Genomic DNA, 23,362 nt, shown 5'->3' with positions numbered 1-23,362 from the left:
ATATAAGTAAATAAGATATAAAGTCAGCTCTTTAATATTCTATTTACTAAAACGTAATCATAGCTGTAAAAGCCAACATCGATTGATTACCTTTAAACTTTCTATCATTCCCGCTTAAATCTAAATCGTTATTAGAATTTAGCTTGTTTAACATATTGGTTACACCATATATATATTGTGCTTTAACTTTAAAATGACTAAGTCCCACCGTAAAACCTACTGCTCCATTAAAGTTAACATTAGAAATTTCTGTAATGTCGTTCGCTGTTAAGTTATTATAACTTTTAATTAAATACGATTCCTGAGCATCCTCTTTTAATTCTAAGTCACTATTATATTGTAGCATTGGGCCAACATCAAAAGTCACAAAATCACTAATTAATTTTACATGACATAAAAAAGCGACTTGTGCCGTAAATATTTTATATTCTAATACTCTTGGGCTTAAGTCTGTTAAAGAGGTATACCCCGAGATTCCAATAGTATTTTCAGAAAGTTGCATCCCATAACTTACACCATATGCTTTGTATGGTGGCATCACCGTTGCACTCATACCAACAATCCAACCCTCACCTTTTGTGGTTTCGAAGTTATCAGTAATAATATCAAACTGTGTGATCCCTCCACCTATAGCAAAACCGTTTTTAATGACAAATTTGTTACTTTGTGCAACACTTTTTGTAACAAAACAGGTAGCTATAGCTACTAATAAAATAAATACTGTGCTTTTCATAATAACTTAAGCGCTTTATGCATAAATATAACCTAATTTCGTGATTAACAAACTTATATTGTTTTAATCACTCACATAACAATTATAATAATACTGTTTACATACTATTTAGCACTAACTAATTACTAACCCACTAATTTTAAAACTTATGCTTTATTTAATACCTATTGTCTTTCTTGGATTAATCATTTTACTCTCCGCTTTCTTTACCGTAAAACAACAAACCGCGGCCATTGTTGAACGCTTTGGTAAATTTCAAGCTATCCGTCAATCTGGATTACAGTTTAAAATCCCTTTAGTTGATAAAATTGCTGGTCGTTTGAGCTTAAAAATTCAGCAATTAGATGTGATTATTGAAACAAAGACTAAAGATGATGTGTTTGTACGCTTAAAAGTTTCTGTCCAATATAAAGTAATAAGAGATAAGGTTGAAGATGCTTTTTATAAGTTAGATTATCCACATGATCAAATTACAAGTTATGTTTTTGATGTTGTGCGCGCCGAAGTACCAAAAATGATTTTAGATGATGTTTTTTTAAAGAAAGACGATATTGCCATTGCAGTGAAATCTGAACTTAACGAAGCCATGTTAGATTACGGTTACGATATTATCAAAACCCTAGTTACAGACATAGATCCTGACGCTCAAGTTAAAGAAGCAATGAACCGAATTAATGCTGCCGATCGCGAAAAAACTGCGGCACAATATGAGGGTGATGCACAACGTATTTTAATTGTAGAAAAAGCAAAAGCTGAAGCAGAAAGTAAACGTTTACAAGGTCAAGGAATTGCTGATCAAAGGCGTGAAATTGCACGAGGACTAGAGGAGTCTGTAGAGGTTTTAAATAAAGTGGGTATTAACAGTCAAGAAGCATCTGCTTTAATCGTAGTAACACAACATTATGATACATTACAAGCGATTGGACAACATACCAATAGTAATTTAATTTTAATGCCTAATTCGCCACAAGCAGGAAGTCAGATGTTAAATGACATGGTCGCAAGTTTTACGGCAAGTAACCAAATTGGTGAGGCTATGAAAAATGCTGAAAAAAAGAAAAAAGAGTAATTGTAACACCAAATATAAAAAAAAACCTCAAGTACAATCCTTGAGGTTTTTTTATACACTGGTGTTTCTCTATTTAATCTTCTCTTTATATTTTTCGATAAGCGACTTCAAACTATCTCTATGGTCTTTTAAAGACTCTATATCTATGCCTTCTTCTACAGATCCCTGGGGAAGCGTTTCGCGAGTTTCTTGTAGGTATTTTTGTAGTTCTGGGTAGTTTTCTTCTATCGTTCTGCTTAGGGTAGAAATTTCCGTGAGAATATCTTGTTGTTCTTTTTTCATGATTTCACCTATTTAAATTTAACTAAAGATATTTAAACTTAAAAAGAACCTCAAAAATATAATGCTAATCTTTTACTAAATTTAATTAAAGGGATGCCGTTCTTGCCAAACGGTTATCGGATTTAGGTATTTCACAATAAACTTCAATAGTGTATTTGCAACCAAATTATTTGTGTGTTTCATGTAAATGTACATGGTTCTCGGTTTGGCACCCACAGAACTTTTAATTTCCATTGCGGTTCTTGCATATATTATGGCACTGTATTTATTTTCTATAGCAAACGAAGCCATATCGTAAAGCATGTTTAAATACAATTGGTGTTTATATTGTAATGCTTTATTATAGCCTAAAAAGTAAGTCTCTAATCTATTATTATTTAAAATGAGGGTATAAAAACCAACGAGTATGTCCTCTAAAAAATAAGCGAATATTTTAAACTGGTTTTCTAATTCTTGCTTTAATCGACTAAAATGATGGTCACATAATACAAAAGAATTGACCCCTGCATTATCTGAGACGGTTTTATAAAGTTGAAATAATTCTGTTTCCTTGCTTTTTATTTCAGCCAGTGTTAATTCTTTTTTAATAATGTTTAATCCTTTTTTTCGAGCTGTTTTATAGCGATCTCTATATTTCTTTTTAAGACTTGAAGTATAATCATCTACACTATTCCAAGATTCAGGAAGCTCAAAAATCATATTAGGTTGCATTTCTACTTTATACATGTTATGCTTTTTAAAAAAGGCCCGATTTTGATGCATCACATCATCTTCAAAATAATCCTTAAAAGCTATAATCCTTATTTTTTTACCCTGTTTATCTTTAATCTCAGCTTTTATTTTACAAATGGCACTGTCTAATGTATTAAGATAGGTTTCAAAAGTGATAACCTGGGTGTTACAATATAAACCATGCTGCCCTGTATGCATTAAATTACCAATAATCAAGGCGTTTCCCCTAACAATTTTAGCCACAATTTGCTTTGCTTTTCGGTACAAATACTTATCAGAAGTATCTCTAAAAATATCATCAAAATACATTTCTACGCGTTGAATGATCGCAATACCAACAAGGGCTTCTGCTTTAAATATCCCAACATAAAAAGGCGTAATATTATCAGGACAGGAATACTCTAAACCTTTAAGAAAATTTGTTTTTAAAAAAAGGTCGTGAGCTTGTAATCTGTCCCAGGAATCTGGAAGATTGTTTACGGTATCATATAATTTATAGTGTATCAAAGGCACAAAAAAAAAGACTGTAAACCTAAAGCTTGCAGTCTTTGTAAATATACTTTATTTTATCATTACCTCCAACCGCAAACAATAGCGCCCATTACTGCCAAAGACACAATCCAGTACCCTGAATTAATTAGAATATATTTCCAACTTTTACGTTCAAAAAGGCCATTTATAGCTATCACTGGAAAAAACAGAAATAGCCCTGCTAATACTCCGTGAAGTGCACCATGTTTAAAGGTTCTAAAAGCGTCTTTATAATCATTCATAAAGGCTTCGTAGGAAGGTTTAGCCAGTTCCGGATCTCCACCCATTAAGCTAGCAGCACTCATTTGATGAATGGTTAATGTTTGAACAAAGAAGGCCAGTATAAAAGACAAGATTAACGTGACTATAAAAATAACAGCCATGTTTCCCGACTTCATTTTTTCTTCAGTCATTTCAGCTTCTCGCATCCAAGTGGTTCCAAATAGTTTTGGATTATACCAAGCAAAGCCAATAATAAAAGGTACAATTGCGGCAACAAGAATTGCCATATAATTAAAGTCTGCCATAATATTTTGGTTTATAAATTAGTAGTTTAAATGTACAAAAAAATATTCTCTCTTTTTATAATCCTTCTATTTACACCACTCCTATTGCCATTCTTATTGGACTTAACCTCAAAAAAATAGTTATGCTATCCTTTTAGCTTCAGCAACTAATAACTCATTTTTATCCTCTAATGCTTTAGAAACAAAAGCGTTTATCGCCTCATTCTTCTCTAAACCATTCTCTAATAAAACACCTAATGTAATCATTGTGATAATGCGCGTTCCTGCTTTTTTTAGAGCCGTTCCAAACAAAGGTTCTAACTCATCATAGCTTACGTTTTTAGCCAGTTCCTGAATTTCGGATTTCGCTTTTGCTTGCTGCTCATCAGTCATTCTATCATACTTCTTACCGTATGATTTTATTTGTTCAATCGCTGGACGGTTATTTTGTTGCGGTTGTTTTGGCTGATTATTCTGTGGTGACTTTGGTGCCTGTTTCGTCCAAGAATCTCGTAATCCCACCGTTTTATTAAAAACTAATTTGTTTTCTAAAGCATCTTCATCTACATTAAAATACCCTAAACGTTGAAACTGAAACTGTTCACCCACTTCAGCAGTTAATAAACTTGGCTCAACAAAAGCTTCTATAATTTTAAGTGAATTCGGGTTTATGAACTCCATAAAATCTTTATCACCGTGACTGTCTGGTGCTTCATCTAAAAACAAGCGATCATATTCTCTAACCTCGGCCTTAACCGCGTGATTTATAGAAACCCAATGTAGTGTTCCTTTTACTTTTTTCTCGGTATCTTCAGAATAAGTACAGTGAATCTCAGTAATACTTCCATTCCCATCTTTCACAACAGCTTCTGCTTTGATAATGTAAGCGTTTTTTAATCGGACTTCTCCACCTAATTTTAATCTAAAGAATTTACTTCCAGCTTCTTCTTTAAAATCTTCTTTTTCAATATATAATTCACGTGAAAATGGTACTTTTCTAAAACCAGCAGTTTCATCCTCAGGGTTGTTTTCTGCTTCTAACCATTCTACTTTATCTTCTGGATAGTTAGTAATAACCAACTTTACAGGGTCTAAAACCGCCATAACACGTGGTGCAATTTTATTTAAATCCTCTCGAATACAAAATTCTAAAAGAGACACATCAATGACGTTTTCGCGTTTGGCAACACCTACAGTTTCTACAAATTTTCGAATCGCATTTGGCGTATACCCCCGACGACGTAAAGCAGAAATAGTTGGCATTCTTGGATCATCCCACCCTTTTACAATCCCTTCTTCAACTAATTTAAGTAGCTTACGCTTACTCATAATAGTGTAACTTAAGTTTAAACGTGCAAATTCACGTTGTTTAGGACGTAATTTATCTTTATCTACCACTTGGTCCAAAAACCAATCGTAAAGCTCTCTATGCGGCTTAAATTCAAGCGAACATAAGGAGTGTGAAATTTGTTCAATGTAATCACTTTCTCCATGTGTCCAATCGTACATTGGGTAAATACACCAGTCGTTTCCTGTGCGGTGGTGATGCTTTTTTAAAATACGATAAATTAAAGGATCCCGCATTAACATGTTAGGGTGCTGCATATCTATTTTAGCACGTAAGATGTGTTCCCCTTCATTAAATTTTCCAGCTTTCATACCCTCGAATAAGTCAAGATTTTCTTTAACTGACCTATTTCTATACGGTCCATCTACACCGGGTTGTGTAGGTGTTCCCTTTTGCTCTGCCATAGCTTCGCTAGATTGCGAATCGACGTAGGCCTTCCCATCATTAATAAGTTCAACGGCCCAGTCGTAAAGTTGCTGAAAATAATCTGAAGAATAACATTCTTCAGCCCACTGATAACCTAACCAAGACACATCTTTTTTAATGGCATCTACATATTCCTGTTCTTCTTTTGCCGGATTGGTATCATCAAAACGAAGGTTTACCGGCGCATTGTATTTCTCGCCTAAACCAAAACTAATACCTATGGCTTTGGTATGACCAATGTGTAAATATCCATTTGGCTCAGGTGGAAAACGAAAACGAAGGTCGTTCTTAGAGGTTCCATTTGCTAAATCTTCTTCTATAATATGCTCTAAAAAATTGAGCGCTTTTTTTTCTTCAGACATAAAAACTACTATTGATTACTGCTATTAAATCAATTTATAATACGCTGTAAAATTAGTGAAAAAACCATTCATTTTAAGTATAATTCAACTAAATGAGGCAACGATGAAAACTGATACTTTTTAAATAAACTATTGAAACCAGGAATACAGGCAAGAACATTCTTTAAAAATATTAATTCCTGAAGCCATCTAAATTTATAAAAGCAAATACCCTTTTAGTAAAGGGTTAAGAGTCTATTAATCTTAATTCTAAAGTAAAAATTTTTGAGTCCTGCTTTAGTATTATACCTTATAGAAAAGAAAACGAACGGTTTGTTTTTTTAACAAAAGGTAACTGGTTTGTAGTTATCTTTGGTGCCATAATAAATAACTATGGGAATTATAAAAGTTGAAAATATTCGCGTTTATGCGCATCATGGCTGCTTAAGAGAAGAAACAGCGATTGGTAGTGATTATCGTGTGGATTTAAAAGTTAAAGCTGATTTACAAAAAAGCGCATCAAGCGATAAACTACAAGATACTGTAGATTATGTTTTTTTAAATAAAGTTGTTGTTGAAGAAATGGCAAAACCTAGTGCGCTTTTAGAGCATGTTGCTAAGCGTATTTTAGATAGAATTTTTGCCGAAGATACCCTAGTTACTATTGCGACTATTGCTGTAAGTAAAATCAATCCTCCTATAGGTGGTGATGTTGAAATGGTTACGATAGAAATAACGGAAAAAAGAAAAGTAGGCAGTAAATAGTGTAAAAAGGGAAAAGTTTTTATATTTGTCTTCTCGTTCTAATTAATGAGATTCCTACTTTTGTAGGAACTAAAGGGTGTCGTGGCCGAGTGGCTAGGCTTTGGTCTGCAACACCAACTACAGCGGTTCGAATCCGCTCGACACCTCAACAAACCTCTAAGATTTTCTTGGAGGTTTTTTTGTTATTAATTTTTATAAAAATTTAAGGGTAAATATTTTCAACTACAACGGTTCGAAATATAAAATTCGACACTTCGCGAAAAGAGTTACAATTCTGTAGCTCTTTTTTTATGTTTATTTTTAAAAAAAATAATTTAAAGCTTATACACCAACTACAGCGGTTATCACGATATTTAGGGTGGTTCGACACCTAAAGAAACCTTTAACGTAAATTGGAGTTTTTTTATTTCTAATGTTATAAGAAAACCACCGCAGCAACTAAAACAATTTTCCAAAAATTTAAGGACATTAACAAGTCATCAAAAAGTTACTTAAAAACAAAGTCAAATAACATATTCGTTTTTGAAATTAACTGGATAGACTACCATATAAGGTTATATCATGGTTATAAATAGTGGCTATTGATTATAAATTTAACTTTAAAAAGGACTCATTTTTGCAACATTCTAATACCACGGCTCTGCTATTTAAATTTAAGCCGCTCCAAAACTATTCGTTTCTTTGATGTTCAATATCTTCAATAATATCTTTAGGGTTAAATTGATCTTTAGGTAAAAATCCTTTAACAATTAAAATAGTACCACAGACCACTAAAATAAGACCTAGTAACCGTTTTATTTTAATAATTATAGCACCCGTAAGTTTGTTTTTTAACTGTTTTGCTAATACTATTTTTACTAAATCTGTAATAAAATAAGCACCAAGCATGGCGCCGAAAAAAGTAAGAAATCGATTCGTATCATTATCTAAATTTGGACTCACAACGATAATAACACCCAACCAAAACACGAGAACCCCTATATTTATGAAGTTTAAAAAGAATCCTTTAATAAATAATCTAATGTAATTTGTTTTAGGTACGATAATATCAACGGTAGTTTCCAAATCTTTTTTTGACCTTTTAAAATAGATTATTAGTCCGTAAACAGCTAAAATAGTACCCCCAAACACATATAAACCGGGTTGATTACTTAGGTTTTCTAGGAGTTGAAAGCTTGAGAAATAGGCCACTGCAATAAATAAAGCATCAGCAACAATAACACCTAAATCAAAAGCAACAGCTGCACGAAAGCCTTTTATAACACTGGTTTCTAGTAAAACAAAGAAAACAGGACCAATCATAAAGGCTAAGAAAAAGCCTAGTGGGATTGCTGCCTGGATATCTTCGATCATAAGAAAGTAAGTATTTCCTACAAAGTAAAGAAAATAATTGATGTTATTAAAGTTTTATTACCATTGACTACATTCGGCATCCACTAAGAATAAGATATAAAAAAAGCTTCAAATTAAATATTGAAGCTTTTTACTGCTTTATAAAATCTTTATTTATCTATTGTCACGTATTTCAATTCTACCACCAAAGGTTTGCTTTTTGTTTACCTTTTTAGGATTCCCGTAGATATAAACATCGCCCCCAGCTGTTATTTTCACATCTACTAAATCACTGGCTTTTATTTCGGCTACACCCGCAGCTCTTACCTTAACATAGGTTGTTTTCGTATCAAAATCCCGACCTTCAAAAATACCACCAGTATTTAAAGTAATGTCCTGCATTTCAGCCTTACCTTTTGGTTCTACAACGCCTCCAGAAACCGCTCTTACTATTAATTCTTTAACATCTAATCCTATTTTTAAAATAGCACCTTCCTGCGCTCTTAATTCTATTTTATCTTGTTCAATAAGTTCATTTGAAAAGATTTTAGAACCTTCATTACCATCAATTACTTCAATATTTTTATAGTGTACAGCGACAAATGTTTTAGTCCCATCAAAGCCACGCTCCCATTTCATTCTAACTTTTAATGTTCCGTTTTTAGAGAGTACTTCTACATCTTCTGCGTCCTGACCAGTGATAATGACTTTGTTTTCACTTGATTTAACTAAACTGATGTGAATTAAATCGAAGACTTTTACCGTTGTAAAATCTTCAACTTTTATATCAATAGGATTTTGAGAAAAGCTAAGCAATGTCCCACACAAAAAAAGTGCTGATAATAAATATTTCATTATTTTAAGAGTTATGTTCCTAATAAAGAGGCGTTATTTTTTAGAGTGTTACAGTTTAAAATAAATTATTTATTTGGAACGACATGAACAGCCGTTCCAGTCACCGAAACCATTGTCATTGCCAAGTTAGGATTGGTTTCTAAATCTAATTTAATACCAACCACTGCATTTGCATCTAGTTTCTTAGCATTATCTGTTAGTCTCTGAAAAGCCTCTTCTTTAGCATCGTTCATAGTCGCTTCAACAGAAGCGTAATACTTATCCATTTTAAAAGAAAAAGATGCCTTCTTCGCATTTACACTTACGCCAGTTACGATGCCCTTATATTCTAAAATTTTAAAGCCTTCTATTGAATTTGTTGTTGTTAAAACCATGATTCTTATTTACTATTGGTTGCTAATGTTGCATAAATGTTACCATATTAATCTTCAGCTTTACCTATTAATTCAAAATCTAAGTGACGTTTTATTAAATCGGCTTGTTTTACTTTCACGATAATCTCATCACCTAATTGGTACATGGTTTTTGTATCACGACCAATTAATGCAAATTGGCTTTCATCAAACTCATAGTAATCTCCTTTAATATCGCGGGTTCTCACCATACCTTCACATTTATTATCAATAATTTCTACATAAATTCCCCAATCAGTCACACCGGATATAACCCCTCTGAATGGTTCATCTAAATGATCTTGCATAAAACGAATTTGCATGTATTTAATAGAATCTCTTTCCGCTTTTGTGGCTAAGTATTCCATATTACTAGAATGCTTACATTTCTCTTCGTAAACTTCTGCATTAGCCGATTTTTCGCCATCTAAATACCGTTGTAATAAACGATGTGCCATTACATCTGGATAACGACGAATTGGTGAAGTAAAATGACTGTAATACTCAAAAGCTAAACCGTAATGCCCAATATTGTTTGTGGTATATTCTGCTTTAGACATGGTTCTAATAGCTAAAGTATCGACTAAATTTTGTTCTTTTTTACCTTGAACATCACTTAATAATTTATTTAATGAGGAGGCAATACCTGCTTTACTATTAAAGTTTAGTTTGTGTCCAAATTTAGCCACAACCCCTTGCAACGCCATTAATTTACTTTCATCTGGCTCATCATGCACTCTATAAACAAATGTTTTTTCGGGTTTTTGTTTCCCAACGAACTCTGAAACCTTTCGGTTTGCTAGCAGCATAAATTCTTCAATGAGTTTATTAGCATCTTTACTCGTTTTAAAGAATACACCCACTGGGTTTGACTCTTGATCTAAATCAAATTTTACTTCTACCTTATCAAAAGAAATAGCACCCTCTCGCATACGTTTACCACGCATTATTTTTGCCAGATCATCCATTTTTAATACAGCATCAGCAATCGCTTGATCTGTTTTATATGCTTTACCTGTTAAAGAAACTTCAGCAGGAATTAGGTTTGTTTTAGATTCTATAATAGCCTGTGCTTCTTCATAAGCAAAACGGGCATCAGAATAGGTCACCGTTCTACCAAACCACTGGTTTTTAAGTTCAGCTTTATTATTCAATTCAAATACTGCTGAAAACGTATATTTCTCCTCATGGGGTCGTAAGGAACAAGCCCCATTTGAAAGTATTTCTGGTAACATAGGTACCACACGATCTACTAAATAAACAGAAGTAGCACGCTCATATGCTTCATCATCTAAAACAGTACCTTCTTGTAAATAATGAGAAACGTCTGCAATATGAATTCCTATTTCGAAATTACCATTATCTAAAACGGTAAAGGATAAGGCATCATCAAAATCTTTGGCATCTTTTGGATCTATAGTAAAGGTTAAATCTTTACGCATGTCACGACGTTTAGCTATTTCTTCAGCTTTAATATCTAAATCAATACTATTTGCATACTCTTCAACCTCTTTTGTGAACTCATACGGTAACCCATAATCTGCCAAAATCGCGTGAATTTCGGTGTTGTGTTCTCCTGCTTTTCCTAAAACTTTAATCACTTTTCCGTTAGGAGAATCAGCTTTCTCCGGCCATTCTTCCATAGTAACTAGGACTTTATCCCCATCTTCAGCCCCCATTGTTTTATTAATTGGTACAAAAATGTCAGTCTTCATTTTGTTGCCATCAACCACCACAAAAGCAAAGTTTTTACCTTTGTGTAGTTGAATAATTCCAACATAATCCGTCTTTGCCCGTTTTATAATATTGGTAATTTCACCTTCTAATTTACCACGTTTTCTACGTTTATAAACATACAATTCTACTTCATCACCATTTAATGCTTTATTAACATTGTTTGAAGCGATGTAAATATCATCTTCAAAATCATCACAAATAACATAGCCGTTGCCACGTTGTGCAGCATCAAAGATACCTGTATGGTATTCGGTGTTATTAATAATTTTAAACTTGCCACGTTCTATTTCTTCAATCTCTTTCTTCGCTTTAAGCTCGGCCAGTTTTTTTATAATTTGATTGCGACTATTAGCATCGTTAACCCCTAGTTTTGCAGCGATTTGTTTGTAGTTAAAAGTTGAATTTCTCTCTTTTTTTAAAATACTTAAGATTGTATTGGTTAGGTTAGAAATCTTATTATGTGAAGGTTTCCTGTGTTTCTTATTTGTCATTGAATTTGTAATCTATATCGATCTTATAATCCCGAAGTATCGGGGTAAATCTTATTATTTTAAGGGTAAGGCATGGAGAAGGTTGCCTATAACCTTTTTACAAAGCTACGTTTTTAATATTAAATCATTGTTTCTTTAAGTTTAACTTAACGAAAACACTTATAAACATTTATAGTATATACTATTATTTTTCTTTTAAAATTTAAAAAAAAATGGTGATGATGATGGGTTGTGAATAGCGGTATAACTTTTTACAGGTTCTGTTGTGTAAATGACTTGTCTCTTTCTATTAACAGGTTATACAGGTGTTAAAGCACTCATTTTAATAAGGTTTACTTTCACTATTAACAACTGTTTATAACTCAAGTTCACTGTCTTTCTTTAATAACTATTCTCTTTTTTTATGTTGGTATCTGTTCTTTTTTGTTTTATAAATCACCCAAAGAAAAAGGTTAACTTTTTTGGTAGTTCACATTCAATTTTGGTTTGGAAAATTAACCGGATAAACCTAATAAAAGTTTTAAAAAACTATGATTAGATATTAACAAGTAGTCATTATTAAAAAGGGTCTTATTAACAACTGCTTTAAACACTGTTTTAATTTGAATTTATAAAATTATAAATTTTGAATAAGTTCGCTGTTATTACTTATTAATAGTTGCAAGCAATTATTAACTTTACATTTTAATACACACACAACTACATTTTCGTTTTAACGGAAATAAAAAACAAAACTAATTATGACTCTTTCAATAGGAAACGATCACGCAGGCACAGACTATAAATTTGCCATCTTAAAGCATTTAGAGGCAAAAGGCTACACGGTTAATAATTATGGAACAAATGCTACGGATAGTGTAGATTATCCAGATTTTGTGCACCCCGTAGCAACAGATGTTGAAAACGGTAAAGCAACTTTTGGTATTTTAATTTGTGGAAGCGCAAATGGTGTAGCCATGACCGCAAACAAACATCAAAAAGTGCGTGCTGGTATTTGCTGGACTAAAGAGATTACTGAGTTAACAAGACAACATAATAACGCTAATATTATTTGTATTCCAGCACGTTATACGGCATTGCAACAAGCTATTGCTATGGTGGACATTTTTTTAGAAACAAAATTTGAAGGTGGAAGACACCAAGATCGCGTGGATAAAATTCCTTTATCGTGTTAAATGGGTCGCAGGCATTCTCATAATCACAGGCAAGATCATAGCGACTTAAAGGGACGTCATCTTTTTATTTCTATTCTTTTAAATATTGTAATCACAGTTGCTCAAGTTGTTGGTGGATTACTTTCAGGAAGTTTAGCTTTATTAAGCGATGCTTTGCATAACTTTAGTGATGTTATTTCATTAATCATAAGTTATGTTGCTAATTATTTATCTAAACAAAAGGCCTCTTTAAATAAAACCTTTGGTTATAAACGGGCTGAAATATTAGCTGCCTTTATAAATGCTTCAACCCTAATAATAGTTGCTGTTTTATTAATAAAGGAAGCTATTGAGCGTTTTAAAAATCCGCAGGAGATTGAAACTGATTTAGTTATTTGGTTGTCTATAATTGCTATTTTAGGCAACGGTTTTAGTGTATTATTACTTAAAAAAGACAGCAATTCTAATATGAATCTGCGCAGTGCCTACCTGCATTTAATAACCGACATGATGGCTAGTGTTGCTGTTTTAGTTGGCGGATTATTAATGAAATTCTATCGCATTTTTTGGGTCGATAGTGCACTTACTTTAGCCATCGCTTTATATCTTGTTTATATGGGGTATGACTTACTAAAAGCATCGACTAAAGTATTGATGCTGTTTACACCAGAAGATATTCCTATAGATGCAATAGTAAAGGAAATTAACGGGTTTAAAGAGATAAAAAATGTACATCACATTCACGTGTGGCAATTAAACGAAGATGAAGTTCATTTTGAAGCGCATATCGATTTTGAAAATGACATTAGTTTGTCTGAGTTTGATAAAATTCTCCATAAAGTTGAAGCTCTGTTATTTGATAAATTTGAAATCAACCATGTTAATATTCAACCAGAATATGGAAAAGATGATGTTAAAGATTTGATTGTGCAAGATTGATGTTATTGAATACACAGCACTTCGCATTAAAATCTTAGTAAGAATTTTGTATAGCGAAGTCATTAAATAAAATGTTCTTGATCTGTTTTCTATGAAAAAACACATGAACGAAGTAAAAACAAGCATATGTTAGAAATTACCACTAAAACCTTTCAACAGTTAAACATTCAAGAACTTTACGCTTTACTTAAATTACGCAGTGAAGTCTTTGTTGTAGAGCAAGATTGTGTTTATCAAGACCTGGATGGAAAGGACGAGAAAGCATTACATGTTATTGGTTTTAAAAACGATAAAATTGTTGCCTACACGAGACTATTTAAACCTGGTGATTATTTTGAAGAAGCTAGTATTGGTAGGGTAGTCGTGGCTAAAAAAGAAAGAGCACATAAATACGGTTACGTTATTATGGAAGCGTCTATTGAAGCTATAAAAAAACAATTTAAGGTTTCGGAAATTAAAATATCTGCACAGTGTTATTTAAAACATTTTTATAACACGTTAGGCTTCGAAGAAATAGGAGAAGCCTATTTAGAAGATGGGATACCACACGTTGGGATGCTTTATAAACCATAAAAAAAAAGCCAGCGCAATGCGCTGGCTGTATAAGTAATAAACCCTACTAAAAATAAATTACTTAGAAATATATCTTACTTCTAACTCTACTCTTCTGTCCTTACTATCACCTTCACCTAAGTTATATTGTCCTGCCAAACCTTGATATTTTACTCGATTTGCATCTACACCAGCTTTTACAAGATAATCGCGAACAAATTTTGCTCTTACAACGCTTAAGTTAACGTTACCTGTTTCTCTATCTCTCGAATCTTTTCCGTTGATTGTACAACAAACGTGACCGTTGATTGTGAAAAAAATATCTGTACGTCTAACCAAGTAATCTGCCAATTCTTTTAATGATTCTGTAGATTCTGGAGTTAAGTAACGTAAGCCTTTTTTAAAGTTTAAGTTTTTCAAGTTGATAACATCACCTTTTCTTAAATCTTCACCATAAAAAGAACCAGCTATGAATTTTTTTGGAGCCACAATAATAGTTACTCTCCTATTTAAACTTCTTAACTCATTAAATAATGCCGATTCTGAAGTCGATAAAGCTACTTCTCCTTTGCCATTAACAGTTACAACTTCTGGCTTATCTAAACCGTTTCTGTAGTTTGCTATAATATCTCTAATCGTTTTTGCTCTTTTATTGGATAATGCTTTGTTATATGTAGTACTTCCTCTATCGTCACAATACCCAACAATAGTTATTCTTTCAATATCTATTGTTTCTGTAGCTTTAATAAAAGTTACTAATTTTGAAAATTCCTCGTTAGACACTTCAGCCACATCGGTATCAAAAAAAACATCATGACTAACAACAGTAGTCTCTCTCTTTAACGTCTCGTTATTTGAGTAATCTACTGCAAACGCAAAATTTAATGTGAAGATAACAGCGAGTATGTAGGTTAAACTTTTCATTTTAATAGATTTATAGGTTATACCAAACATAGAACTAGATTAGCTTCTTCCGAAAAATTTTAGACCAATTTCATATTTATTTGGTTTAAATGCATAAGTTCTGTTGAAAAGCATTCTTTTTCCGATAAAAAGGAGTGCTAATCAGCTGGTTTTGTGTGCGTTTCATGGATAGTTTAAAAATGAGACAAAAAAAAGCGATCAAATTCAGATCGCTTTTTGAGTATTTTAAAGGGCTGTTTTAATTTGCTTTACCGACATAGGTCACTAAAATTTCAACGCGCCTATCATATTTAGCTTCGCCACCAAGTGGAAATTTACGTCGTAAACCAATGTACTTCATACGTTTTTTATCGACGCCTTTTTTAGCTAAATAATCATAAATGTATTTTGCTCTAGCAACAGATAAGTTTCTTTTTTTTGTTTTTTTATCTACTGCATCACGGCTGTTTTGTGTACAACATACATGACCCTGAATAGTGAAGTAGATCTTCTTCTTTTCAACTAAAACCTTGGCAAGTGATTCTAAAGTTTTCTTAGATTCTGAAGTAACATAACTATAACTGGTTTTAAAATAAATCTTATCTAAACGTATTTTATCTCCTTTTACAAGTGTTCCGTTTTTGATATCCTCTATTGTTTTTTCAATAGGTGCCGCTTCTGTTTTAGTGCCTTCTGAGGCTTTTAAAATCGGTTTTTTAGGCGAGACAATAACTTCTACCTTGCGGTTGAGACCACGAATTTGATGTACTTCATCTTTGTTTAAAATTTTAAGTAGTATTTCTCCTTTTCCATTGACATTAGTAATTAAATTTGGATCAATACCATATCCCGAAAGCAGGTCTTTAATAGTATTAGCTCGATTTTGTGAAAGCTCTAAATTATATTTACTGCTTCCGCTATCGTCTGTAAACCCATAGATAGAAACTTTTTCTATGGTAATGGTGTCTAATGAAGAAATAAAGAGGAGTAAGCGGTTTTCTTCAGTTAAAGGCACAACATACTTATCGGTGCCAAAATAGACATCGTGAGTGACTTCTTTTTGCGAAAAGGCAAAGGAAGAAACCAGGAATAGGTACGCTACTATAAGTTGTTTCATATAAAGTTAAAATCTAAGTCATATATCAATTTTAACTGCTTTATATCTTTTTGTTTACTTTAAATAACTGTTGTATTTTGAAGGGTCCTCTAAAATTTCAGTCGCTTTTTTTATTTCAGCATTATGCACTTTATAATAATCATATAAGCCCTCTCTGTAAACATAGCGCTTAATGATCTCGTCGCTTAATAAGCTCATTAATTGCGATTTATTATCATCTACCGCTTTTAATTTAGAATCACTTAAATTCTGAAGCAACGAATTAAAGTCGCGTCGAATATCATTATCTAGGTTTTCAGATTTTGCAACCTCAAAGGCTTTGTAAAGAGCCATTTCAGTGTCTGTTTCAAAAGAAAAATGAGATGATTTCAAAAAGCTTTTAAAACTTCGGAAATCTGAATCAGATAATTTAAATTCATTAATATCATCAATTTCATGATTGTAATAGTACTTAGTAGCGTAATCAAAGATACTTTGATTACTTAAAATCGCTTTGGTAATAGCAGAGTTTTTAGAATAGTCTAAAGCTTCGTCAGGAAACACACCACCGCCATCATAAACCTTTCTTCCTTTTTTGGTTTTAAAAACGTTATAATCTTTTTGTTTAACTCTAACCGCATTTCCTTTTTCATCTTTATTCCAATAATCTAAAGCTTGAATACAACGACCAGAAGGTGTATAGTAGCGAGAAATGGTTACTTTTAACTGCGTACCATAAGTTAATTCTTTAGGGCGCTGTACTAAACCTTTTCCAAAACTCCTTGCGCCAACAATTACAGCGCGATCTAAATCCTGAAGCGTTCCTGAAACAATTTCACTAGCTGATGCGCTTTGCCCATTTATTAAAACCACCACAGGAATTTCAGTGTCTATAGGATCGCTTTTTGTATAATACGTACGATTGTATTTTTTAACCTTAGACTTTGTAGTGACAACTAATTGTCCTTTTGGCACAAATAAATTCACAATACTCACTGCTTCGCGCAATAGGCCACCAGGGTTACTACGTAAGTCTAAAATAATAGATTTTGCGCCTTGTGCTTTTAAATCTCTAAGTGCATATTCGGTTTGTTGTGAGGCCTTTTCATTAAATTTCTTTAAAACGATATAACCTGTAGTAGCATTAACCATAGAAAAATGAGGAACAGCATCTATCGCAATTTCAGAACGTTTTACTTCAGCTTTATAAGTTTTACCTTGTCTTACATAAACTAATACAACAGTTGAGTTTGGAGTGCCTTTAAGCAGGTTTCCTGCATCCCCTTCGTAGCCTTCAACACTGTGGCCATCTACATTAATGATTTCATCACCCGCTTTTAAGCCCGCTTTGTCTGCTGGATAGCCCTTATAAGGCTCAATAACTAATAATTTGTCTTTTAATGTTTTAATACTTGCACCAACTCCAGTATAATCTCCTGTTTGTTTTATTCTAGCCGCTTCAACATCTTGCTCATTATAGAATGTTGTGTAAGGATCTAACTCATTCAACATGTTTTTAATGGCAGTATCCATTAAATCTGCAGGATTTGTTTCATCTACATAATTCATATTCAATTCTTTAAAAAGCGTAGTAAATATTTCTATTTGCTTCGCAATTTCGAAGAAATCGTTATTGTATTTTTGAAAAGCAGAACCCGTTAATAAAATAACCAGAGCAACTATTGGAATGAGTACTTTTCGTTTGAGTATATTTTTCATGACTTCAGGTTTTTGGAAGTTTTGTCTTTAAATTTAAGGAATATGCTTTTCATTTTAGTATCAACCAACGCAAAATCGGGCATTTCTTTACTATTATATAAAATCATAAACGAGTAAGGCGCACTGTTGTTGTCTATTAACAGGTTTTTATTGAGCCGGTAGGCTTCTCGAAGTAAACGTTTTATTCTTATACGGTCTACAGCTCTTTTAAAATTACGCTTGCTCACAGAAACACCAACCTTCGTTTTATCTCCATTTATGTGGTAAACTAACCGCAAAGGGTATGCCGAAACACTTTGGCCTTCAAGAAATAAATGCGCAATAGCTTTTTGGCTTTTAAGTTTTTCGTTTTTGTTGTAGGTAAATTTCATGTTAGTCGAACCAATGTCATTTTTATTTTTTTGGTATTTACAGAGGCTTTAAGCTCTAGTCGCTGATTTTGTAATTCATGTAAACGGCTGTATTTTCCACCATTGGTTTAGAGAGAAACGCAGCAAAATTTCATAGCGTTAAAAGGTTTTTTCTTAATATAATAGTACGTTTTAAAAATAAATAGCACGATTAATATTAGCAGAAAACACTTTGTAGTCGATTTTTTTTTCGAAGACCATTTTTTTTGAAGCCTCCCGTTAATAATATTATCTATAGTTTTTCTCGTAACACCAATTCGTTTTTAAAAGGCCCAATTATTATTTAAACTAAAGTGGTCACTATTGGTTCTGTTTTTTTATCAATAGCAATAATAAGTCTTTGATATAAATTTTTTCAGTAAACCTCTTAGGCTTACACGGCAAATAAGACGCAAATATACAAAGTTATCGCTAATTTAATCAGTTGTATGAATCTCATAATAAAAACAGGGTTTTGTTGTTTGAAAACCCACATAGCAAAGCATTAAATTATTTATTTTTTCAATGAGTAGGCGGTTTGCAATTTGTTTTTAGTCTTAATACCTTTGAGTTCTTTTTTCTAAAATAATGTATGCTACTGATATTATATAAATAAAAAAACCTCATCAATCGATGAGGTTTTTTCTGTTAACAAATGTAAAGCGTTACATTTTATTGTTTTCTTTATTCACGTCTGCCATTAAACCTTTAGGGTCAATTTCAACACTTTTTACTGCCTTTTTAGTTTCAAAAGTATAGCTTGGGTATGCCCAAGCCCAATCTGGTTTAATAGTCGCAGTCGTTGGCTTTTCACCACGCATCATCTGCAACGGTATATAAATACTTTCGGTTGAACCATCTGTATAGGTTACTGTAATATCTAAAGGCATTGGCATTAAACCAATACGCTCTAAAGTCACGGTATTACCATCAATATTTTTTACGCCGTAGTCTATAGTGTTTGTAGTCATCGTCCAGTCCATTAAGTACCAATCCAGTTCTAATCCAGATACTTTTTCTGCCACACGAATAAAAGCGTTTGGTGTGGGATGTTTAAATGCCCAATCCTTAAAATATTGCTTCAGGGTTTTCTTTAAATTATCTTGACCTATTACATACCCTAATTGTGACAAAAAGACTTCTCCTTTGTTATATGCCGCAATACCATAAGCCATGTTTGTTTCAAAGCGATCGGCATGTGTGGTTTGTGGTTTTTCTTTACCAGAATTTACTAAATAGTAGTAGCCTTTATAACCACCTTCTGCTGGATTATCGGCATTCTTTTTTGTAATGTAATCCATTGCATAATCACTAATATAGCTAGTAAAACCCTCGTCCATCCATTCGTGCTTGCCTTCATTAGTTGCTAATAAAAACTGAAACCAGGTATGCGCTAATTCGTGAGCGGTTACACCCATAAGACTACCAAACTTCCGTTTTCCTGTAATTAAAGTACACATCGCATACTCCATACCGCCATCACCCCCTTGAATAACAGAGTATTGTTCGTAAGGATATTTGCCAATATTTTCACTGAAATACTGCATCATTTCCACCGTTTTAGGCTGTAGGTCTTTCCAAAACTGAAGGTTTTCAGCAGGGAGTGTCTTTTTATAATAGAAATGAAGCATTGGCCCATTTGGTACTTGCATGGTATCGTGAATGTATTCAGGATCTGCGGCCCAAGTAAAATCATGTACGTTAGGTGCTGTTATATGCAAGGTTTTTTTGTCGCCGCTTATAGTTTCCTTTTGAAGATACCCAGTACCGCCAACAACGTAATCCTTGTCAATTGTTAAGTTTAGGTCAAAATCTCCCCAAACCCCATGAAATTCTCTTCCAATATAGGGATCGGCATGCCAGCCTTCAAAATCGTACTCCGCTAATTTAGGATACCATTGTGTCATTGATAGGGCAACGCCCTCCTCGTTATTTCTACCCGAACGACGAATTTGTGCTGGTACCTGTGCATCAAAAGCCATGTCGAAAGTAACACTTTCACCAGGTTGGATAACCTTGTTTAATTGTACTTCTAAAACAGTACCAACGGTTTCGTATTTTACACCTTTCCCATTTTGCTTTAAAGCGGTTACATTGATGTAGCCAATTTCGTTTGGTTTTAAACGTCCTATTCTACTGCCAACTCTAGCATCTGGATCAGCAATGGTTTGAGAACGAATATCCATTTCGCTACCAGGTTGAAACGCATTAAAGTATAAGTGATAGAATACTTTGTCTAAAACATCAGGAGAGTTATTGGTGTACACTAATACCTGTTTGCCTTGATATTGGTAGTTATTCACATCCATATCAATATCCATTTTATAGTCAACATGCTGTTGCCAATACGTTGATTTAGCAGAAGCAGCTGTTACAGCTGTCGGGCTACCTTGAGACGTGGTTGAACTGTTAGAAATACTTTTGGTGGAGCCACAAGAGGATAAAAAAAGTGAAACAGTAACACCGAAGAAAAAAATCTTTTTCATTTGAATTTAGTTTAAAAAGAAACCGCCTAATCGTTAGCCAAGCGGGTAATAGATTAAGCGGTTTATTAATTATTTAGATAATTGCGCAGCCATAACCAATGCATTGTATGCATTTACCATTTTAGCCGATTTTGTCAAGTTTCCAAAGGCTTGTATATCGTTAGGATCACCACCAACAACGACCTTAGTTGTTACCGCCAAACCAGAATCTAAAATAATTTGCTTAACCTGAGCAGCAGTTAATTTAGGATATTGAGACCACACTAAAGCAGCAACACCAGCAACTGCAGGTGAAGCCATAGATGTCCCTCCAAAAGTGCTATACTCATTTTCTGGTGTAGTAGAATATATTTGAGCACCAGGCGCAAAAACATCTACGTTTTTCTTTCCGTAGTTAGAAAAATCAGCAACCATATTGGTGCCATAGCTAGGCGCTAAAGCCCCAACACGAATATAAGTGTTACTCACCTCTACACCATTCACATTATCATCTGGAAAATTTGGTGTTTTATCGACATCTTTACCATCATTTCCTGCAGCATGAACAAAAATAACACCCTTATCACTCGCGTACTTAATAGCATCTCTTACCCAATCCGCATGTGGAGAAAAACTTTTTCCAAAACTACCATTAATTACTTTTGCACCATTATCAACAGCATAGCGAATCGCTTTTGCTACATCTTTATCATACTCATCACCATTTGGAACAGCACGAATACTCATAATTTCAACATTGTTAGCAACGCCATTTGCTCCTTTTCCATTATTGCGTTCTGCCGCAATAATACCAGCAACGTGCGTACCATGGGCTTCAGATTTTTTTACCGGTAAAACGTTTCCGTTTCCATACCCTGGTTTATCGTTAAAATCATTAGGATTATCTTCTGTTTTTCTTCCTTTAAAGTCTTTATTCAAATTATAGTTAACTTGATCTGTATAATATTCAACCCCACCTTTTACTTGTTTAAGCACTTCTGGTAAAGAAGGCGCACCTCTTTCGTACATGCTGTTTGCTGTATCAATAGCGGCCTTTAGTTCATCGTTAGGATTAGTAATTGCGGCTACTTCTTTTGCGGTGTAATCTTCTTTTTTAAAGTGAGCTGTTAATGTTTTGTGAGCGTTACCTACAGTTAAATTTATTTGATCCATCTGCTGTTTTCCAGCTAAGGCCTGCGCGTAATCGGCGTCATATTTCGCTTTTGCTTCAGCGTATCTTGGCGCACTTGTATCTCCACTTGCTATTAATCTTACAAATTCTAATTGCTCATCGTAGCCAGTACCTAGAAAGTTCCAACCGTGGATGTCATCTACATAACCATTACCGTCATCATCTTTTCCATTACCAGCGATTTCTTTTTTATTGGTCCAAAGTACGCCATCCAGATCTTCATGAGTAATATCAATTCCAGAATCGATAACAGCAACAATAATTGTTTGTCCCTTCTTACCTTTTATAATTTCGTTGTAAGCCTTGTCAACACTCATGCCAGGAACCGTATCTTTTACCAAATCTAAGTGTCCCCAGTTTTGTTTTTCGGCAGTGGTTAAGGCTTGTTCTTTGATAGGTGTTGTGTCAATATTTTCAATTGGTGTTGATAATATTGGAGCCCCACCACCACAACTTGATAAAATAGCTGCTGAAAATAGGGAGAGTAAAAGTGTTCTATTAATGAATTTCATTGTTTAAGTGTTTAGTTGTTTTATAAATTAAATAGGTCTTTGCAAGTGTGAGACTCGTTTAAACGCACACCCTTATCTGTATGTTGCAACGTAATGAGTTCGTTGTGTGCATCGTGTTCCAAAAATAAGTAATAATTATTATCCGCAGCTAAATTGAGAAATTTTTCTTTTTCATCTAAAGTCAACAATGGTCTCGTATCATAGCCCATAACAAACGGGATTGGTAAATGTCCAACCGTTGGTAACAGATCGGCCATAAAACAAATGGTTTTGTCCTGATAACGAATCATAGGTATCATTTGTTTATCAGTATGACCATTAGCGAAAAAAATATCAAATCCTAATGCCGAATTTTTTAAAAGGTCTTGTTCAGGAAGCGCAGTAAATTTTAAATGCCCGCTCTCTTCCATTGGTAAAATATTTTCTTTTAAAAAAGACGCTGCTTCTCTTCGGTTAGGCTGTGTTGCCCATTCCCAGTGTTTCTCATTGCTCCAAAAGGCTGCGTTTTTAAAAGCAGGTTCTAAAAGCGTTTTGTCTTTGTTATATTGAATGCTCCCGCCACAATGATCAAAATGTAAATGCGTCATAAAAACATCGGTAATATCATCACGGTTAAACCCGTATTTTGCTAAGGATTTATCTATAGTATCGTCTCCCCAAAGGTGGTAATATCCATAAAACTTATCGCTTTGCTTATCTCCCATTCCTGTATCGATTAAAATTAACCGATTACCCTCTTCAATTAATAGGCAGCGTGCCGCAATATCAATCATGTTATTACTATCTGCGGGATTTGTGCGTGACCATAGCGATTTTGGGACTACGCCAAACATAGCACCACCATCAAGTTTAAAATTACCTGCGTTAATTGGATATAAATTCATTCTTGCAAATTATGAAA

The 23,362-nt window shown here is 33.6% G+C and carries 21 protein-coding genes and 1 tRNA gene; 6 read left to right on the top strand and 16 right to left on the bottom strand.

From position 1 onward, the window contains the following. Positions 1-46: 46 nt before the first annotated feature. Positions 47-733: a hypothetical protein gene (locus GQ46_RS09815; RefSeq protein ID WP_044401172.1), complete on the bottom strand. Its 687-nt coding sequence runs from the start codon at positions 731-733 to the stop codon at positions 47-49. A 148-nt stretch (positions 734-881) separates the two neighbouring features. Here GQ46_RS09815 and GQ46_RS09810 point away from each other — a divergent pair, with 148 nt between their 5' ends. After that, positions 882-1,802, top strand: coding sequence for an SPFH domain-containing protein (locus tag GQ46_RS09810; protein WP_044401171.1), 921 nt, complete (start codon positions 882-884; stop codon positions 1,800-1,802). A gap of 69 nt (positions 1,803-1,871) precedes the next feature. Here the strand turns inward: GQ46_RS09810 and GQ46_RS09805 are convergent, their stop codons facing one another. The 4 genes from GQ46_RS09805 to GQ46_RS09790 form a co-directional block, all read right to left on the bottom strand. Beyond that, entirely contained in the window at positions 1,872-2,084 is a 213-nt protein-coding gene (locus GQ46_RS09805) for a hypothetical protein (RefSeq protein WP_044401170.1), read from the bottom strand. An 81-nt stretch (positions 2,085-2,165) separates the two neighbouring features. After that, complete coding sequence (locus tag GQ46_RS09800) at positions 2,166-3,329, bottom strand: GNAT family N-acetyltransferase (RefSeq protein WP_231567345.1); 1,164 nt, start codon at positions 3,327-3,329, stop codon at positions 2,166-2,168. A gap of 59 nt (positions 3,330-3,388) precedes the next feature. Further along, the gene (locus GQ46_RS09795; RefSeq protein WP_044401169.1) at positions 3,389-3,874 is read right to left on the bottom strand and encodes a DUF1761 domain-containing protein; all 486 of its coding nucleotides are present in this window, start codon (positions 3,872-3,874) and stop codon (positions 3,389-3,391) included. Between the two features lie 120 nt (positions 3,875-3,994). Next, positions 3,995-5,989 carry a glutamine--tRNA ligase/YqeY domain fusion protein gene (locus tag GQ46_RS09790; RefSeq protein WP_044401168.1) on the bottom strand — a complete coding sequence of 665 codons (1,995 nt, stop codon included), beginning with the start codon at positions 5,987-5,989 and terminating at the stop codon, positions 3,995-3,997. A 372-nt stretch (positions 5,990-6,361) separates the two neighbouring features. On the opposite strand from GQ46_RS09790, the gene folB reads away from it, so the two are divergent. Together folB and GQ46_RS09780 are read left to right on the top strand one after the other, a co-directional pair. Next, complete coding sequence (gene folB / locus GQ46_RS09785) at positions 6,362-6,733, top strand: dihydroneopterin aldolase (protein WP_044401167.1); 372 nt, start codon at positions 6,362-6,364, stop codon at positions 6,731-6,733. Between the two features lie 75 nt (positions 6,734-6,808). Further along, positions 6,809-6,879, top strand: a tRNA-Cys gene (locus GQ46_RS09780). 523 nt (positions 6,880-7,402) lie between these two features. On the opposite strand, the gene GQ46_RS09775 is transcribed toward GQ46_RS09780, so the two are convergent. From GQ46_RS09775 to rnr, 4 genes are all read right to left on the bottom strand, one after another. Beyond that, positions 7,403-8,086 carry a LysE family translocator gene (locus GQ46_RS09775; protein WP_044401166.1) on the bottom strand — a complete coding sequence of 228 codons (684 nt, stop codon included), beginning with the start codon at positions 8,084-8,086 and terminating at the stop codon, positions 7,403-7,405. A gap of 153 nt (positions 8,087-8,239) precedes the next feature. After that, positions 8,240-8,920, bottom strand: coding sequence for a head GIN domain-containing protein (locus tag GQ46_RS09770; protein WP_044401165.1), 681 nt, complete (start codon positions 8,918-8,920; stop codon positions 8,240-8,242). Between the two features lie 65 nt (positions 8,921-8,985). Beyond that, positions 8,986-9,294, bottom strand: coding sequence for a YbjQ family protein (locus GQ46_RS09765; RefSeq protein ID WP_044401164.1), 309 nt, complete (start codon positions 9,292-9,294; stop codon positions 8,986-8,988). Positions 9,295-9,341: 47 nt separating this feature from the next. Beyond that, on the bottom strand, positions 9,342-11,540 hold the full coding sequence (gene rnr, locus GQ46_RS09760; RefSeq protein ID WP_044401163.1) for a ribonuclease R: 2,199 nt from the start codon (positions 11,538-11,540) through the stop codon (positions 9,342-9,344). 740 nt (positions 11,541-12,280) lie between these two features. Here rnr and rpiB point away from each other — a divergent pair. The 3 genes from rpiB (at position 12,281) to GQ46_RS09745 (ending at position 14,206) form a co-directional block, all read left to right on the top strand. After that, on the top strand, positions 12,281-12,715 hold the full coding sequence (gene rpiB, locus GQ46_RS09755) for a ribose 5-phosphate isomerase B (RefSeq protein ID WP_044401162.1): 435 nt from the start codon (positions 12,281-12,283) through the stop codon (positions 12,713-12,715). After that, a complete protein-coding gene (locus tag GQ46_RS09750; RefSeq protein ID WP_044401161.1) occupies positions 12,716-13,633 on the top strand; it encodes a cation diffusion facilitator family transporter in 918 nt (305 codons plus the stop codon). 126 nt (positions 13,634-13,759) lie between these two features. Then, entirely contained in the window at positions 13,760-14,206 is a 447-nt protein-coding gene (locus tag GQ46_RS09745; protein WP_044401160.1) for a GNAT family N-acetyltransferase, read from the top strand. 57 nt (positions 14,207-14,263) lie between these two features. On the opposite strand, the gene GQ46_RS09740 is transcribed toward GQ46_RS09745, so the two are convergent. The 7 genes from GQ46_RS09740 to GQ46_RS09710 form a co-directional block, all read right to left on the bottom strand. Further along, entirely contained in the window at positions 14,264-15,109 is an 846-nt protein-coding gene (locus tag GQ46_RS09740) for an OmpA family protein (protein ID WP_197077349.1), read from the bottom strand. 238 nt (positions 15,110-15,347) lie between these two features. Next, positions 15,348-16,205 carry an OmpA family protein gene (locus GQ46_RS09735; protein WP_044401159.1) on the bottom strand — a complete coding sequence of 286 codons (858 nt, stop codon included), beginning with the start codon at positions 16,203-16,205 and terminating at the stop codon, positions 15,348-15,350. A 54-nt stretch (positions 16,206-16,259) separates the two neighbouring features. Further along, positions 16,260-17,903 (bottom strand): S41 family peptidase, encoded by a 1,644-nt coding sequence (locus GQ46_RS09730; RefSeq protein ID WP_044401158.1) that lies wholly within the window; start codon positions 17,901-17,903, stop codon positions 16,260-16,262. Continuing rightward, positions 17,900-18,274 (bottom strand): ribonuclease P protein component, encoded by a 375-nt coding sequence (gene rnpA / locus GQ46_RS09725; protein ID WP_044401157.1) that lies wholly within the window; start codon positions 18,272-18,274, stop codon positions 17,900-17,902. Before rnpA ends, GQ46_RS09730 begins: the two co-directional genes overlap by 4 nt. A gap of 683 nt (positions 18,275-18,957) precedes the next feature. Next, positions 18,958-20,778 (bottom strand): M1 family metallopeptidase, encoded by a 1,821-nt coding sequence (locus GQ46_RS09720; protein WP_044401156.1) that lies wholly within the window; start codon positions 20,776-20,778, stop codon positions 18,958-18,960. A gap of 69 nt (positions 20,779-20,847) precedes the next feature. Beyond that, entirely contained in the window at positions 20,848-22,461 is a 1,614-nt protein-coding gene (locus GQ46_RS09715) for a S8 family peptidase (protein WP_044401155.1), read from the bottom strand. A 20-nt stretch (positions 22,462-22,481) separates the two neighbouring features. Next, entirely contained in the window at positions 22,482-23,345 is an 864-nt protein-coding gene (locus GQ46_RS09710; RefSeq protein WP_044401154.1) for an MBL fold metallo-hydrolase, read from the bottom strand. Positions 23,346-23,362: the final 17 nt, after the last annotated feature.

It is taken from the genome of Lacinutrix sp. Hel_I_90 (assembly GCF_000934685.1).
GTDB lineage: Bacteria > Bacteroidota > Bacteroidia > Flavobacteriales > Flavobacteriaceae > Lacinutrix.
This window is presented reverse-complemented; position numbering and strand designations above follow the sequence as displayed.

Bases quoted from the DNA above. Each gene is read 5' to 3' on its own strand.
- GQ46_RS09815 (WP_044401172.1), bottom strand. From the start codon at position 733: ATGAAAAGCACAGTATTTATTTTATTAGTAGCTATAGCTACCTGTTTT.
- GQ46_RS09810 (WP_044401171.1), top strand. From the start codon at position 882: ATGCTTTATTTAATACCTATTGTCTTTCTTGGATTAATCATTTTACTC.
- GQ46_RS09805 (WP_044401170.1), bottom strand. From the start codon at position 2,084: ATGAAAAAAGAACAACAAGATATTCTCACGGAAATTTCTACCCTAAGC.
- GQ46_RS09795 (WP_044401169.1), bottom strand. From the start codon at position 3,874: ATGGCAGACTTTAATTATATGGCAATTCTTGTTGCCGCAATTGTACCT.
- GQ46_RS09790 (WP_044401168.1), bottom strand. From the start codon at position 5,989: ATGTCTGAAGAAAAAAAAGCGCTCAATTTTTTAGAGCATATTATAGAA.
- folB (WP_044401167.1), top strand. From the start codon at position 6,362: ATGGGAATTATAAAAGTTGAAAATATTCGCGTTTATGCGCATCATGGC.
- GQ46_RS09775 (WP_044401166.1), bottom strand. From the start codon at position 8,086: ATGATCGAAGATATCCAGGCAGCAATCCCACTAGGCTTTTTCTTAGCC.
- GQ46_RS09770 (WP_044401165.1), bottom strand. From the start codon at position 8,920: ATGAAATATTTATTATCAGCACTTTTTTTGTGTGGGACATTGCTTAGC.
- GQ46_RS09765 (WP_044401164.1), bottom strand. From the start codon at position 9,294: ATGGTTTTAACAACAACAAATTCAATAGAAGGCTTTAAAATTTTAGAA.
- rnr (WP_044401163.1), bottom strand. From the start codon at position 11,540: ATGACAAATAAGAAACACAGGAAACCTTCACATAATAAGATTTCTAAC.
- rpiB (WP_044401162.1), top strand. From the start codon at position 12,281: ATGACTCTTTCAATAGGAAACGATCACGCAGGCACAGACTATAAATTT.
- GQ46_RS09750 (WP_044401161.1), top strand. From the start codon at position 12,716: ATGGGTCGCAGGCATTCTCATAATCACAGGCAAGATCATAGCGACTTA.
- GQ46_RS09745 (WP_044401160.1), top strand. From the start codon at position 13,760: ATGTTAGAAATTACCACTAAAACCTTTCAACAGTTAAACATTCAAGAA.
- GQ46_RS09740 (WP_197077349.1), bottom strand. From the start codon at position 15,109: ATGAAAAGTTTAACCTACATACTCGCTGTTATCTTCACATTAAATTTT.
- GQ46_RS09735 (WP_044401159.1), bottom strand. From the start codon at position 16,205: ATGAAACAACTTATAGTAGCGTACCTATTCCTGGTTTCTTCCTTTGCC.
- GQ46_RS09730 (WP_044401158.1), bottom strand. From the start codon at position 17,903: ATGAAAAATATACTCAAACGAAAAGTACTCATTCCAATAGTTGCTCTG.
- rnpA (WP_044401157.1), bottom strand. From the start codon at position 18,274: ATGAAATTTACCTACAACAAAAACGAAAAACTTAAAAGCCAAAAAGCT.
- GQ46_RS09720 (WP_044401156.1), bottom strand. From the start codon at position 20,778: ATGAAAAAGATTTTTTTCTTCGGTGTTACTGTTTCACTTTTTTTATCC.
- GQ46_RS09715 (WP_044401155.1), bottom strand. From the start codon at position 22,461: ATGAAATTCATTAATAGAACACTTTTACTCTCCCTATTTTCAGCAGCT.
- GQ46_RS09710 (WP_044401154.1), bottom strand. From the start codon at position 23,345: ATGAATTTATATCCAATTAACGCAGGTAATTTTAAACTTGATGGTGGT.